Origin of the sequence: Pseudomonas fluorescens, assembly GCF_001307155.1 — a bacterium.
GTDB classification, from domain to species: Bacteria; Pseudomonadota; Gammaproteobacteria; order Pseudomonadales; family Pseudomonadaceae; genus Aquipseudomonas; species Aquipseudomonas helvetica.
Window position 1 is genome coordinate 801,816 of sequence record NZ_CP012830.1, and the last position, 13,571, is coordinate 815,386.

Annotated in this window: 12 protein-coding genes; 6 read left to right on the top strand and 6 right to left on the bottom strand. The window is 60.9% G+C overall.

Features of this window, described 5'->3' with window-relative positions; genetic code table 11:
• The first annotated feature begins 74 nt into the window (after positions 1-74).
• Both AO353_RS03750 and AO353_RS03755 read left to right on the top strand, forming a co-directional pair.
• Positions 75-1,406 (top strand): DUF58 domain-containing protein, encoded by a 1,332-nt coding sequence (locus tag AO353_RS03750; protein WP_054593738.1) that lies wholly within the window; start codon positions 75-77, stop codon positions 1,404-1,406.
• 345 nt (positions 1,407-1,751) lie between these two features.
• Positions 1,752-2,141: a DUF6124 family protein gene (locus tag AO353_RS03755; RefSeq protein WP_054593739.1), complete on the top strand. Its 390-nt coding sequence runs from the start codon at positions 1,752-1,754 to the stop codon at positions 2,139-2,141.
• A 22-nt stretch (positions 2,142-2,163) separates the two neighbouring features.
• On the opposite strand, the gene AO353_RS03760 is transcribed toward AO353_RS03755, so the two are convergent.
• From AO353_RS03760 to AO353_RS03770, 3 genes are all read right to left on the bottom strand, one after another.
• Positions 2,164-2,523 carry a PilZ domain-containing protein gene (locus tag AO353_RS03760; protein WP_054598168.1) on the bottom strand — a complete coding sequence of 120 codons (360 nt, stop codon included), beginning with the start codon at positions 2,521-2,523 and terminating at the stop codon, positions 2,164-2,166.
• Positions 2,524-2,776: 253 nt separating this feature from the next.
• Complete coding sequence (locus AO353_RS03765) at positions 2,777-3,151, bottom strand: tetratricopeptide repeat protein (RefSeq protein WP_054593740.1); 375 nt, start codon at positions 3,149-3,151, stop codon at positions 2,777-2,779.
• Positions 3,152-3,278: 127 nt separating this feature from the next.
• On the bottom strand, positions 3,279-3,578 hold the full coding sequence (locus tag AO353_RS03770) for a hypothetical protein (protein ID WP_054593741.1): 300 nt from the start codon (positions 3,576-3,578) through the stop codon (positions 3,279-3,281).
• Between the two features lie 245 nt (positions 3,579-3,823).
• On the opposite strand from AO353_RS03770, the gene pyk reads away from it, so the two are divergent.
• Positions 3,824-5,275 carry a pyruvate kinase gene (pyk, locus tag AO353_RS03775; protein WP_054593742.1) on the top strand — a complete coding sequence of 484 codons (1,452 nt, stop codon included), beginning with the start codon at positions 3,824-3,826 and terminating at the stop codon, positions 5,273-5,275.
• Between the two features lie 135 nt (positions 5,276-5,410).
• Here pyk and AO353_RS03780 read toward each other — a convergent pair whose 3' ends face one another.
• Genes AO353_RS03780 through AO353_RS03790 form a run of 3 tightly spaced genes read right to left on the bottom strand, consistent with a single transcriptional unit; the run spans position 5,411 to position 8,223 of the window.
• On the bottom strand, positions 5,411-6,160 hold the full coding sequence (locus AO353_RS03780; RefSeq protein WP_054593743.1) for an enoyl-CoA hydratase-related protein: 750 nt from the start codon (positions 6,158-6,160) through the stop codon (positions 5,411-5,413).
• Between the two features lie 28 nt (positions 6,161-6,188).
• A complete protein-coding gene (locus tag AO353_RS03785; protein ID WP_054593744.1) occupies positions 6,189-7,124 on the bottom strand; it encodes an iron-sulfur-binding ferredoxin reductase in 936 nt (311 codons plus the stop codon).
• Positions 7,117-8,223 carry a sensor domain-containing diguanylate cyclase gene (locus AO353_RS03790; RefSeq protein ID WP_054593745.1) on the bottom strand — a complete coding sequence of 369 codons (1,107 nt, stop codon included), beginning with the start codon at positions 8,221-8,223 and terminating at the stop codon, positions 7,117-7,119. The genes AO353_RS03785 and AO353_RS03790 overlap by 8 nt, the downstream gene beginning before the upstream one ends.
• A gap of 491 nt (positions 8,224-8,714) precedes the next feature.
• Between AO353_RS03790 and AO353_RS03795 the strand changes: the two genes are divergently transcribed.
• The 3 genes from AO353_RS03795 (at position 8,715) to AO353_RS03805 (ending at position 13,480) form a co-directional block, all read left to right on the top strand.
• Positions 8,715-10,238 carry a fumarate hydratase gene (locus AO353_RS03795; protein ID WP_054593746.1) on the top strand — a complete coding sequence of 508 codons (1,524 nt, stop codon included), beginning with the start codon at positions 8,715-8,717 and terminating at the stop codon, positions 10,236-10,238.
• A gap of 156 nt (positions 10,239-10,394) precedes the next feature.
• On the top strand, positions 10,395-12,161 hold the full coding sequence (locus AO353_RS03800; protein WP_054593747.1) for a sensor histidine kinase: 1,767 nt from the start codon (positions 10,395-10,397) through the stop codon (positions 12,159-12,161).
• On the top strand, positions 12,155-13,480 hold the full coding sequence (locus AO353_RS03805; protein ID WP_054593748.1) for a sigma-54-dependent transcriptional regulator: 1,326 nt from the start codon (positions 12,155-12,157) through the stop codon (positions 13,478-13,480). The genes AO353_RS03800 and AO353_RS03805 overlap by 7 nt, the downstream gene beginning before the upstream one ends.
• Positions 13,481-13,571 lie beyond the last annotated feature (91 nt).

Below are 13,571 nucleotides of genomic sequence, written 5' to 3' on the forward strand. Positions count from 1 at the left end.
GGAGCAAGCTCCCTCGCCACAATTCGTATGCCTTTCAAGCAGGTGGGTGACCCTATGACCAGGAGCCCCACACCATGAAACCCACTCGCCTCTTGCTGATCTGGCTGGCCGCCCTGCTAGGCCTGAGCATCGTGCTCGGTACATTAAGGGCGCTGGGTTTCAGCGTTGCACCGAGCCTGCTGTCGATCAACTGGGGCTTGCTGCTGGCGCTTCTGTTGCTGGCGCTGCTCGATGCCGTCCGGCTGATGCGCCTGCCGTCACCCGGCGTGCACCGTCAGATGCCCGGTAGCCTCGCGCTCGGGCGCTGGAGTGACGTCCATGTGGAGATTACGCACGACTATTCTCAGCCACTGAACGTGCAACTGTTCGACCATGTCCCCGACGGCCTGAGCTTCGAACACCTGCCACAATCGGTCGAACTGCAACCCGGCCAGCACAGCCTGATCAGTTATCGCCTGCGCCCTCTGCGGCGTGGCCATTTCAGCTTCGGGCGCTGCGAAATCAACCTGCCCAGCCCCTTCGGTTTATGGTCCGCCCGGCGCTATCTGAACGTCACCGACAGCACCCGCGTCTACCCGGATTTCGCCCGTCTGTACGGTGCGCAATTGCTGGCCGTCGACAACTGGCTGAGCCAGCTCGGTGTGCGCCAGCGGCAACGTCGCGGGTTGGGTCTGGAGTTTCATCAACTGCGTGAGTTTCGCGAAGGCGACAGCCTGCGCCAGATCGACTGGAAAGCCACCGCCCGCCAACGCACACCGATTGCCCGTGAGTACCAGGACGAGCGCGACCAGCAGATCATCTTCCTGCTCGACTGCGGCCGCCAAATGCGCAGCCTGGACGGTGAACTGGCGCATTTCGACCATGCGCTCAATGCCTGCCTGCTGCTCAGCTACGTGGCGTTACGTCAGGGCGATGCCGTGGGTCTTTGCACCTTCGCGGGCGATCAACCACGCTACCTCGCCCCGGTCAAAGGTACTGGCCAACTCAATGTGTTGCTCAACACCGTCTACGACCTGGACAGCAGCCAACGCCCGGCCGACTACCAGGCCGCCGCCAGCCAATTGCTGGCCCGTCAAAAACGTCGGGCGCTGGTGGTGCTGATCACCAACCTGCGTGATGAAGACGATGACGAATTGCTCAGCACGGTCAAACGCATCGGCCGCCAACATCGAGTGTTGGTGGCGAGTTTGCGCGAAGGAATACTCGATCAGTTGCGGCAGTCCCCCGTGCAAACCCTGGATGAAGCCCTGGCTTACTGCGGCACGGTGGATTATTTGAATGCCCGGACCGAACTCCATGAACGGTTGAGCGCTCATGGAGTGCCGGTGCTGGATGTGCGGCCCAGTGAACTGGGCTCGGAGTTGGTGACGCGGTATTTGAGCTGGAAAAAAGCCGGAGTGCTCTAAAAATCTCACCACAATCACATCACCGGCCTGAGGCTACAAATCCTTGCGCCGCAGCCTACACATCCGCCAGAATCCGCCGGCTTGTGCACCTTGTTCGCCACGGCTAACGTGAGTCCTATCGCTGCCCATCAGCGATCGGGTTTAGTCGCTCGGAGGTTACACGTAGGTGCACTGCGCTCCAGATGGTCAGGTATTCCCTATCCCTGAACGTTATGGTGGCTGTGCGCAGGGCGCCCTCGGGCGCGCCGGTTTTTCGTGTTTCCTCCCGGTCGACTAACCTGCGTTCAGCCGCCACCCCTCGTTTAGTCGCGAGTCGGTGGCAGTCCCACTCAAGGAAACAACAGAATGTTCAAAGCCACTCCGAATCCCCCCGAATACGACAACGTTTCCCCCTACGACTCCCCCGACTCGAAAAAGCTCCACGCCGCCGCGCACAAAGCGCTGGACCACTACCTCAAACCCGGCACCGGCAACCCACGTGACTATGAACGGCGCTCACTGAAGTTCTTCGCCGTGCTCCCCGACATCAACAACGAAGCCTTGATGGCCTACACCTACGAGACGTTCTGCTCGGTGAGCACATTGATCCTCGACCTGTCCGACGACCTGGAAGACAAGCACCGCAACCTGGCGCTGGCGATCCATCAATTGACCGAGCACGGGTTGTTGGTGGTGGAGAAGGCGCTGGACAACGAGCACCCGATCCAGCCGATCGAATACGGGCTTCAGCTGTAACGCGCGTCTGTAGGAGGGGGAGTTAAACCGAAGCCGGCACCGGATAAAAACTGAAGTACTGGTGCAAGGCGCTCACCAGTTGCCCGTATTCAGGCGGTGCACGTTGCACCTCGAAACCGGCGTCGTAATGCTGAGGAGTGGCGTCTTCATGGCACCACAAGCAAATGGCGCGCAGGTCGATGACCTGCAACAGCCCCTCGCTGGCGGGAATTTTCAGGCGCAGGTCAAACGCTGCGCCAACCATCATCGGCAACAGGCTGATAAGCATCAGGCCGTCTTCGGAAACATTGCCGAGAAAACCGATGGGTTTGTCGGTGACGCTGTTGAACACCCTCAGAAAACACGGCAGTTGATGCCGCTCGATCCGGCGGTCAGTGAACAGGCTGTTTATCACGATTAAGCCCCTTGAGCAGGGTCGTACTCATACTTCGGAACGTACCTGCCAGACAGGAGCGCTCTCCCCGATCCCGGTGCGAACGTCATTGTTGTGCATTCGCCTCACCGCCGCCGATCACAGGGATTAACGTGATTTAGGTTGAACATTCTAAAACGCGCTAATCGAAGATTAGCTCAAGGCTGGCACGTACACCGCCAAAAGATCGGGCCGCGTTCGGACGATCTTTTGGGGTTAAAACTTACAAAGGCGCGGGAATGGCTTTGGCGCTGCTGCGCGGTGGATACCAACCCAGCGACTGCAAGGTTTCCAGCCGCGCGCGGGCACGGTACGCGTACTCGTTGTCCGGGTACTGGGCGATGATGAACTGGTAAGTCTGGGCCGCATCGACATAGAGCTTCTGACGTTCCAGGCACTGGCCGCGCAGCATCGACACTTCCGGCTGTATATAGCGCCGCGCCCGGCTGTTGCGATCGACCTGGGACAATTCGAGCATCGCGTCCTCGCAATTGCCTCGGTCATAAGCGCGGTAGGCGTTGTTCAAATGATGGTCCATCGACCAACGGGTGCAACCCGTAGCACTGAGGGCAAGGGCGGCAATGAGCACGAATCGCATGGGGGTTCTCCTGTCTTGTGCTCTGTATCGACCCGTTGGTGAAAATCTTCAATCACCGGATCAAGCGAAAAAAGCCCACTGAGCCGCCAAGGCTCAGTGGGCTTTTGAATACAGGAAAATGTGCCGGTCAGTCGACCTTGAATGTTCGAACCGATGACCAAGGCGAAACGACACCGTTAAGCATCTGCTGTGCCTGAATCTTATGCACACCTTGGGGCAGGTCTTCACCAAAAGTACCCGCCCAACGACCGTCCGCCGCAGCCGCGACGACTTTCAAAAACCAATGGTTGTGGTCGCCTGCCTTGGCAATAGTAACGACGGCGCCTGCCTTAGCGGTTCCCGATACCTTGACCTTGTTTTGCTCTGTTGCGCCCTCTGCCGGTTGCACGATTACCGGAATAATCAGCACCTGGGTGTCCGTGGTCATGTTGTCATCTCCTTGACTCGTCACCTTTTGACGAGCCTCCAGAGCATTCAACCCCGCCCCCTAATGCCTGCCTACCTGCTAAAACCAACAGCGCCGACAAACGGCAGGTGCTTATCAATGGACGGATCCGAAAATTTTCAGGAATGTTCGTTTAAAGAAACAAATGAAAAGTAGTGCAAACGAACAATGACTACAGCATCGGACCATAGTAGCCTCACCCAGCGCTTGAACTCAGGAGTCTTTGCATGTCCGTCCGTCGTACCAAAATCGTCGCTACCCTTGGCCCGGCCAGTAACTCGCCGGAAGTTCTCGAACAGCTGATTCTGGCTGGCCTGGACGTCGCCCGCTTGAACTTCTCCCACGGCACCCCCGACGAGCACAAGGCTCGCGCCAAGCTGGTGCGTGACCTCGCTGCCAAGCACGGGCGCTTCGTTGCCCTGCTGGGTGACCTGCAAGGCCCGAAAATCCGTATCGCCAAATTCGCCAACAAGAAGATCGAGCTGAAGATCGGTGATCAATTCACCTTCTCCACCAGCCATCCGTTGACCGAAGGCAACCAGCAAGTGGTCGGCATCGACTACCCGGACCTGGTGAAAGACTGCGGCGTGGGCGACGAGCTGCTGCTCGACGACGGCCGCGTGGTGATGCGCGTTGATACCGCCACCGCCACCGAACTGCATTGCACCGTGACCATCGGCGGCCCGCTGTCGGACCACAAAGGCATCAACCGTCGCGGTGGCGGCCTGACGGCTCCGGCCCTGACTGAAAAAGACAAGGCCGACATCAAGCTCGCCGCCGAAATGGAAGTCGACTACCTCGCCGTGTCCTTCCCGCGCGATGCCGCCGACATGGAATACGCCCGCCAACTGCGCGACGAAGCCGGCGGTACTGCCTGGCTGGTGGCGAAGATCGAGCGCGCTGAAGCCGTGGCCGATGACGAAACCCTCGATGGCCTGATCAAAGCCTCGGACGCCGTGATGGTCGCCCGTGGTGACCTGGGCGTGGAAATCGGCGACGCCGAGCTGGTGGGTATTCAGAAGAAGATCATCCTGCACGCACGCCGCCACAATAAAGCGGTGATCGTCGCGACCCAGATGATGGAGTCGATGATCCTGAACCCGATGCCGACCCGCGCTGAAGTGTCCGACGTAGCCAACGCCGTACTCGACTACACCGACGCCGTGATGCTCTCGGCAGAAAGCGCCGCCGGCCAATACCCGCTCGAAGCGGTCCAGGCCATGGCACGGATTTGCATCGGCGCTGAAAAGCACCCGACCAGCAAAACCTCCAGCCACCGCATCGGTAAAGTGTTCGAAAGCTGCGACCAGAGCATTGCCCTGGCCGCCATGTACACCGCCAACCACTTCCCGGGCGTGAAGGCGATCATCGCCTTGACCGAAAGTGGCTACACGCCGTTGATCATGTCGCGCATTCGTTCTTCGGTGCCGATCTACGCGTTCTCCCCGCACCGCGAAACCCAGGCCCGCGCCGCCATGTTCCGTGGCGTCTACACTGTACCGTTCGACCCGGCATCGTTGCCGCCCGAGCAAGTCAGCCAGGCTGCGATCGACGAGTTGCTCAAACTCGGTGTGGTCGAGAAAGGCGACTGGGTCATCCTGACCAAGGGCGACAGCTACCACACCATCGGTGGCACCAACGGCATGAAGATCCTGCACGTTGGCGACAAGATGGTCTGAGTAAAAGAGCGCTGAAACGCAAAGCCCCGCCATGTGAATGGCGGGGCTTTTTGGTTTTTGACCCTAGACATGCGTCGCCCGGTCTGCCGCCATCGCGAGCAAGCTCGCGATGGCGTCGGCCCAATCAACAAAGATTCAGGCTCTGTTGATAAACCCCGACAACGCCGCAATCGCTTCCGGCGAGCGCAGCCGTTGGACAAACAGGTTGCCCTCCTCCTCGATCGCTTTGCGCAGCTGTTCGCGGTCCGGGGCTTTCATCAACTGCTTGCTGATGCGCACGGCTTCGGGCGCCAGTGTTTCGAAGCGCAATGCCATCTCGCGCGCCTTGGCCAGTGCAGCCTCACCGGTGGGCAACGCTTGGGTCGCGATGCCCCAGGCGGCGGCTTGTTCACCATTGAAACCTTCGCCCAGCAGCAACAGTTCGGCGGCTTTGGCCTGCCCGAGCAAGCGCGGCAGGATCAGGCTGGAACCGAACTCCGGGCACAGCCCGAGGTTGACGAACGGCATGCGCAACTTCGCATCCGCGCTGATGTACACCAGGTCGCAATGCAGTAGCAAGGTGGTGCCAATGCCCACCGCAGCGCCGGCCACGGCCGCGATCACCGGTTTGCGGCATTCCAGCAGGTTGCGCATGAACTGGAACACCGGGCTGGTGAGGTCGCTCGGCGGTTCTTCAAGGAAATCAGCAATGTCGTTGCCCGCGGTAAAGCATTCACGGGTGCCGGTGATCAGTATGGCGTTGATCTCGGGGTCGGCGTCGGCCTGTAGCAAGGCGTCCGCCAACTGGCTGTACATCGCGCGGGTCAGGGCGTTTTTCTTGTCCGGGCGGTTGAGGCGCAAGGTCAGCAGCCCGCGCTCACGTTCCAGCAGGATGGCGTTCGTCATGGTGAATCTCGTGAAAGTGATTTCGCGTTCAACCCCGCGGCACGAAAACATCGGCCAGCAGTTGATTGCGCGGCAGCCCTGCCAGGTACAGGCGTCGGGCAAAGGCGTCGACGCTGTCGGGGTGCCCGCAGAGTAAAGCCAGGGTTTGCCGGGAAACAAGGCGCAATTGCGCCAAAGCCACGGTCAGCTCAGCCGCCGTCAACAGCTCGACGCTAAGGTTGGGACGCTGTGCCGCCAGCGCCGCCAAGGGTTTGGCCAGGTAATGCTCGCTGGCATCATGGGCCAGGTGAATTACCCGGATGGGGCCTTGATGATCCTGGCGCAACGCCTCGCGCAACACACCGAACAATGGCGCCAATCCGGTGCCGGTCGCCAGCAGCCACAACGGCTGGGTTTGCCAGTCGGGGTCATAATGCAGCGCACCGCCGCGCAACTCGCCCAGGCGAATCGGGTCGCCGATTTTCAGCAAGCGTGCCGCATCGCTGAATTCGCCCGGCAAGCGGCAGTCGAGGTGAAACTCCAGAAAACGATCTTCCTGCGGCAGGCTGGCCAGCGAATACGGCCGCGCCACATTACCGGCCCACAACACCAGATGCTGCCCGGCCTGATAGCGCAAGGGCCGCTCGGGCTGCAAACGCAGGCGCAACACGCTGGGGCTCAACCAATCGGCAGCCTCAACGGTGGCCGGCAAACCGTCGCGCAGCGGATCGAATACCGCTACGTGCAGGTCATCGACGACCTCGCACTGACAGGCCAGCCGCCAACCTTGCTCACGTTGCTCGGCACTCAGCGCATCGGGACGTCGGTCGCTCACCTCGCCTTTGAGGCAATGCACCATGCACGCATGGCAACTGCCGGCGCGGCAGCTGTAGGGCACGTGCATCCCCTTCTGGTTAAGCGCGTCGAGCAGGTTGCTGCCCGCTGCCACCGACCACTGAAGTTCGCCCACCCTTAGATCAGGCATCGGCGTTTTCCCAGGCGGCGGCGCAGCGATTGCGACCGTCACGCTTGGCGCGATACAGCGCCTGATCGGCACGCTGCAAGGCGCCATCCAGATCGTCGCCCGACTCAAGCAAGGTCATGCCGGCGGACAGGCTCAGGTCCTGCACCGGCAGACCGACCAGTTCGACCTCGGTAAAGGCAATGCGCAGCCGCTCGCAGCAAGAGGTCAGGCGCTCGGGATCACAATCGGGTAGCAACAACACAAACTCCTCACCGCCATAACGCGCCAGTACATCGTCTTCACGCAGGCAGGCGGTGGCGACACCGGCGAACGCCTGCAACACCTGATCGCCGGCCGCATGGCCATACTTGTCGTTGATGCGTTTGAAATAGTCGAGGTCAATCAGTGCCAGACCATGCACCGTACCCTCTTCCATGCTGCGCAGTTCGCGCGTGGTCAGGCGTAGAAAATGCCGGCGGTTGAACAACCCCGTGAGTTCGTCGGTGGCAACCAGGTCTTCGAGTTGGCGCATCATCCCGCGCAAGGTGTCTTGATGCGCTTGCAAGGCAAAGCGCCGCTTGCGCATGCGTTGGCGTGAGGTCTGAACGTAGCCGGCATATAGCGTCAGCCAGACCAGCACGATAAACAACACGCAGACTTGCAGCGCCGCCAGCGCCGGGTCGACCGGTTCGAGGTGATAACCTTCCCAGAGGTTAAGGCCCGCAAAGCTGAAAAAGACCAAGGCCGCACATCGGATGAACGCTTGGCGCGGCAGATGGAAAAGTCCGAATAACAGAATCAACAGGTAAAACACCAGGAAGGCGCCACGGGCCGAGTCCAGATGAGCGATCAACCAGGTCTGCCAGCCAAGCCCCAGGAGCACCTGAACTTCAGTCAGGCCAGGGTCGGCAAAACGCAGATTGCGCCCAGTGAAAAACAGCGCGAACAACACCGTCTGGCTGAGTATCACCAGCACTGTACCGATTACCGCGCTGCGCACCGACCCTTGATAGTGACCACTGAGAATCGCCAGCCACAGCAGCAATAACACCAGCGCATAGGTGCCCGTCGCCAGAATAAAGCGCTTGAGCAACAGACTCTGGAGAGCGTTATGGGTCAATCGTTGGCTCACCGTGCGAAGGGGGGACTGATAACAGTGTCCTACCCTGAAATGCCAGATGCCACTTTAGTGTTGCACCTCAAGAATGACCATTCAATTTTGAGGTGATAGGCACGCACGATGCAATGCAGGCCAGGCAAACCTTTGTGGCGAGGGAGCTTGCTCCCGCTCGGCTGCGAAGCGGCCGCAAATCCAGCCAGCCAGGTGTGCCTGAGACATCGAGGTGAGAAGCTTTAGGCCTGCTTCGCAGTCCAGCGGGAGCAAGCTCCCTCGCCACAAAGGTTTGCCAACAGATGGGCATGCTTGACCCTATGCGACTTTGGTTTGACTGCCGGCGGGTGTGCCCGGCTTCGAGGCGCGTTATACTGCCGCGCCTTTTTAGCGTCGCGCCAGCAACCCCGGCGTGCCTTGAAAGGTGCTTGCAGCCGACCGATGCACCCCAACTGCAAGCACCTTATTGAATGTTCCCGTCTTTTAGAGGAGCGCGACTCATGACCGTGATCAAGCAAGACGACCTGATTCAGAGCGTTGCTGACGCCCTGCAGTTCATTTCCTACTACCACCCCGTGGATTTCATCCAGGCGATGCACGAGGCCTACCTGCGTGAAGAGTCGCCGGCAGCCCGCGATTCGATGGCGCAGATTCTGATCAACTCGCGCATGTGCGCTACCGGCCACCGTCCGATTTGCCAGGACACCGGTATCGTCACCGTGTTCGTACGCGTAGGTATGGACGTGCGCTGGGATGGCGCGACCATGAGCCTGGACGACATGATCAACGAAGGCGTGCGTCGCGCCTACAACCTGCCGGAAAACGTCCTGCGTGCTTCGATCCTCGCCGACCCGGCGGGCGCTCGTAAAAACACCAAGGACAACACCCCGGCGGTGATCCACTACTCGATCGTTCCGGGTAACACCGTGGAAGTCGACGTGGCAGCCAAGGGCGGCGGTTCCGAGAACAAGTCGAAAATGGCCATGCTCAACCCGTCCGACTCGATCGTTGACTGGGTGCTGAAAACCGTTCCGGAAATGGGCGCTGGCTGGTGCCCACCGGGCATGCTCGGCATCGGCATCGGCGGCACCGCCGAGAAAGCCGCGGTCATGGCCAAGGAAGTGTTGATGGAATCCATCGACATCCACGAGCTGAAAAAACGCGGCCCGTCCAACCGTATCGAAGAGATGCGCCTGGAGTTGTTCGAGAAGGTCAACCAACTGGGCATCGGCGCCCAGGGCCTGGGTGGCCTGACCACCGTGCTCGACGTGAAGATCATGGATTACCCGACCCACGCCGCCTCGTTGCCGGTGTGCATGATCCCCAACTGCGCCGCCACCCGTCACGCGCACTTCGTGCTCGACGGTTCCGGCCCGGCGTCGCTGGAAGCGCCACCGTTGGACGCCTACCCGGAAATCGTCTGGGAAGCCGGCCCGTCGGCCCGCCGCGTCAATCTCGACACCCTGACACCTGAAGAAGTGCAGAGCTGGAAGCCAGGCGAAACCGTCCTGCTGAACGGTAAGATGCTCACCGGTCGCGACGCTGCGCACAAGCGCATGGTCGAGATGCTGAACAAGGGTGAAACCCTGCCGGTGGACCTCAAGGGTCGCTTCATCTACTACGTCGGCCCGGTCGATCCGGTACGCGAAGAAGTGGTCGGCCCAGCTGGCCCGACTACCGCGACGCGGATGGACAAGTTCACCCGCCAGATCCTCGAGCAAACCGGCCTGCTGGGCATGATCGGCAAATCCGAACGCGGCCCGACCGCGATCGAAGCGATCAAGGACCACAAGGCTGTTTACTTGATGGCAGTCGGCGGCGCGGCTTACCTGGTAGCGCAAGCGATCAAAAAATCCCGCGTGGTGGCGTTCGCCGAACTGGGCATGGAAGCGATCTACGAGTTCGACGTCAAAGACATGCCGGTGACCGTTGCGGTCGACAGCAAGGGCGAGTCGGTGCACATCACCGGCCCAGCCATCTGGCAGAAGAAAATCAGTGAAAGCCTGGCAGTAGAAGTGCAATAAGCCTTTAACCGCTGGAAAAGAAAGCCGCCCTGTTTGCAAAAACAGCGCGGCTTTTTTTATTCTCCATAACGACTCGCCAACGGTGCCTTTGGTCAAGCCCTCCTGCACCACTGCATGCTATGGTGCGCGCCCGTATTGCTGACTGTTTCTTACGCCATGCTTGCGATCTCTCGTCCATTACGCCTGACGCTGTATACCCTGCTGATCCTTGCTGGCGCTGCGTTGGCCGCCGGCCTTGCCATGCGCCACGCTGAACGCCAGGCCCAGGTGGACGATGCCGCCCGCGCCAATCAGCAACTGGCGCTGTACGCCAATTCCCTGCACACCTTGATCGAACGTTACCGCACCCTGCCCGCGGTGCTGGCGCTAGACCCGGAACTGCGCGCCGCACTCGATGGCCCGGTGAGTGCTGATCAACAGGACGCACTGAACCGTAAACTGGAGAAGATCAACGGCGCGGCCCAGTCGTCCACCCTGGAACTGCTGGATCACACGGGCCTGGCCGTGGCCGCCAGCAATTGGCGCTTGCCCAGCAGTTACGTCGGCCACAACTACGGCTTCCGCCCTTATTTCAGCCAGACCCGCATCCAGGGTGCCGGACGCTTTTACGCGGTGGGCGTGACCAGTGGAATTCCCGGGTATTTTCTGTCCAGTGCGGTGACGGGCGATAACGGCGAGTTTCTCGGCGCCATGGTGGTGAAACTCGAGTTTCCGGAGCTGGAACGCGAATGGCGCCAAGGCAGCGACACGCTGCTGGTCAGCGATGCACGGGGCATAGTGTTTATCGCCAACCAGCCGGGGTGGCGCTATCGGTTGCTGGGCACGCTATCGGACACCGACCGCGCCGAGCTCAAAACCACTCGCCAATACGACAAGCAGCCGCTGACCCCGCTTGACCATCAACCGATTCGACGCTTTGACCAGAACAGTTATCTGGCCCGCGTCGACGGCCCCGACGGCACAGCGGATTACCTCTGGGAATCGCTGCCCTTGAGCACCGAAGGCTGGACCTTGCACCTGCTGCGTCGCCCGCAGGTGGCCTTCGAAGATGTGCGTAACGCCGGGTTGGCCGCTGCCGGACTCTGGCTGGCACTGGTGTTTTTGCTGCTGTTTCTCAGCCAGCGTTGGCGCTTGGCCAGGTTGCGCCAGCGCAGCCGCGAAGAGCTTGAACGCTTGGTCGAAGAGCGCACCCGCGAGCTGCGCACCGCTCAGGACGGCCTGGTGCAATCGGCCAAACTCGCGGCGCTGGGGCAAATGTCGGCGGCCCTGGCCCATGAAATCAACCAGCCACTCACCGCCCAGCGCACGCAGCTGGCGACCTTGCGCCTGCTGCTCGATCATGGCCGGGTCGACGACGCGTATAAAGCGCTGAGGCCGGTGGATGAGATGCTGACACGCATGGCCGCCCTCACCGGTCATCTCAAGACGTTCGCGCGCAAAAGCCCCAGCGGTTTGCGCGAGCGTCTGGACCTGGCGGCGGTGGTCGATCAATCCTTGCAGTTACTTGACGCTCGACTGCGCGATGAACAGATCGACCGGGTTTTGCACATGAGTCGCCCGGCCTGGGTTCGCGGCGATGCGATTCGCCTGGAACAGGTGCTGATCAATCTGCTGCGCAACGCCCTCGATGCGATGCGTGACAAACCACTCAAGCGTCTGGAAATCCGCCTTGAAGCCGATGAACAGCTATGGCGCCTGACCGTCGCCGACAGCGGTGGCGGTATTGCGCCGCAGGATCTGCCGAAGGTCTTCGATCCATTCTTCACCACCAAACCGGTGGGTGATGGCCTGGGCCTCGGGCTGGCGGTATCGTTCGCCATCGTGCATGAACTCGGCGGTCGCCTGAGCGCCGACAATCACGGCGACGGTGCCGTCTTCACCCTCACCTTGCCCATCGATCTGGAGACGCACATTCAATGTTGAACTCGGTGATCGTGGTCGACGATGAGAGCAGTATTCGTGATGCCGTCGAACAGTGGCTGAGCCTCTCGGGGTTCGAGGTCAAACTGTTCAGCCGCGCCGATGAATGCCTGGCGCAACTGCCGGCAAATTTTCCCGGGGTGATCCTCAGCGATGTGCGGATGCCCGGCATGACCGGCCTGGAACTGCTGGCCCGGCTGCAACAGCGGGACGCCGATTTGCCGGTGATCCTGCTGACCGGCCACGGCGATGTGCCGATGGCGGTTGAAGCCATGCGCGATGGCGCCTACGACTTCCTCGAAAAACCCTTCAGCCCGGAAACCTTGCTCAGCAGCCTGCGCCGGGCGCTCGACAAACGTCGACTGGTGCTGGAAAACCGTGCCCTGCACGAACAGGCCGACAACCGCAGCAAACTCGACGCCAGCCTGCTCGGCGTCTCCCGTGGTTTGCAGACCCTGCGTCGGCAAGTGCTGGACCTCGCGGCGCTGCCGGTGAACGTGCTGATTCGCGGCGAAACCGGCAGCGGCAAAGAGCTGGTCGCCCGTTGCCTGCATGATTTCGGCCCGCGTGCCGACAAACAGTTCGTGGCGCTGAACTGTGCGGCGATCCCCGAGCAACTGTTCGAAGCCGAGTTATTCGGTCATGAAAGCGGCGCCTTCACCGGCGCTCAGGGCAAACGTATCGGCAAGCTGGAATACGCCGATGGCGGCACCTTGTTCCTCGATGAAATCGAAAGCATGCCGCTGGCTCAGCAGGTCAAATTGCTGCGCGTGTTGCAGGAGCAAAAGCTCGAACGACTGGGCTCCAACCAGAGCATTCACGTAGACCTGCGGATCATTGCCGCAACCAAACCCGACCTGCTGGATGAAGCCCGCGCCGGGCGTTTCCGCGAAGACCTGGCGTATCGACTGAACGTTGCGGAGTTGCGCCTGCCGCCGTTGCGCGAACGACGTGAAGACATTCCGTTGTTGTTCGAACACTTCGCTCACGCTGCGGCGCAGCGGCTGGGACGCAGCTTTCCGCCTCTGAGCGGCCCGCAGTTGAGTCGGTTGCTGAGCCACGACTGGCCGGGCAATGTGCGCGAACTGGCGAACGTCGCCGAGCGTCAGGTGCTGGGCCTGGGCGAGCCGGAACCGGTCGGCATCGAACCCGGCCAGTCCCTCGCCGCCCAGCAGGAAGCCTTCGAAGCCCACTGCCTGCGCGCCGCACTGACCCGGCACAAGGGCGATATCAAAGCCGTGCTGGAAGAACTGCAACTGCCGCGTCGCACCTTCAATGAAAAGATGCAGCGGCATGGGCTGAGCCGAGAGATGTTCCTGTAATCAATCATTCCCACGCAGAGCGTGGGAATGATCATGCGTAGGCGGTTTTTTGCTCATCACCCTATTCACCATAAGCGGATTTCCGCTCACT

Excerpts from the sequence above, each read along its gene's own strand:
- AO353_RS03780 (WP_054593743.1), bottom strand. The coding sequence starts at position 6,160 with ATGACGAACGCCATCCTGCTGGAACGTGAGCGCGGGCTGCTGACCTTG.
- AO353_RS03765 (WP_054593740.1), bottom strand. The coding sequence starts at position 3,151 with ATGCGATTCGTGCTCATTGCCGCCCTTGCCCTCAGTGCTACGGGTTGC.
- AO353_RS03800 (WP_054593747.1), top strand. The coding sequence starts at position 10,395 with ATGCTTGCGATCTCTCGTCCATTACGCCTGACGCTGTATACCCTGCTG.
- AO353_RS03770 (WP_054593741.1), bottom strand. The coding sequence starts at position 3,578 with ATGACCACGGACACCCAGGTGCTGATTATTCCGGTAATCGTGCAACCG.
- pyk (WP_054593742.1), top strand. The coding sequence starts at position 3,824 with ATGTCCGTCCGTCGTACCAAAATCGTCGCTACCCTTGGCCCGGCCAGT.
- AO353_RS03795 (WP_054593746.1), top strand. The coding sequence starts at position 8,715 with ATGACCGTGATCAAGCAAGACGACCTGATTCAGAGCGTTGCTGACGCC.
- AO353_RS03805 (WP_054593748.1), top strand. The coding sequence starts at position 12,155 with ATGTTGAACTCGGTGATCGTGGTCGACGATGAGAGCAGTATTCGTGAT.
- AO353_RS03750 (WP_054593738.1), top strand. The coding sequence starts at position 75 with ATGAAACCCACTCGCCTCTTGCTGATCTGGCTGGCCGCCCTGCTAGGC.
- AO353_RS03755 (WP_054593739.1), top strand. The coding sequence starts at position 1,752 with ATGTTCAAAGCCACTCCGAATCCCCCCGAATACGACAACGTTTCCCCC.
- AO353_RS03785 (WP_054593744.1), bottom strand. The coding sequence starts at position 7,124 with ATGCCTGATCTAAGGGTGGGCGAACTTCAGTGGTCGGTGGCAGCGGGC.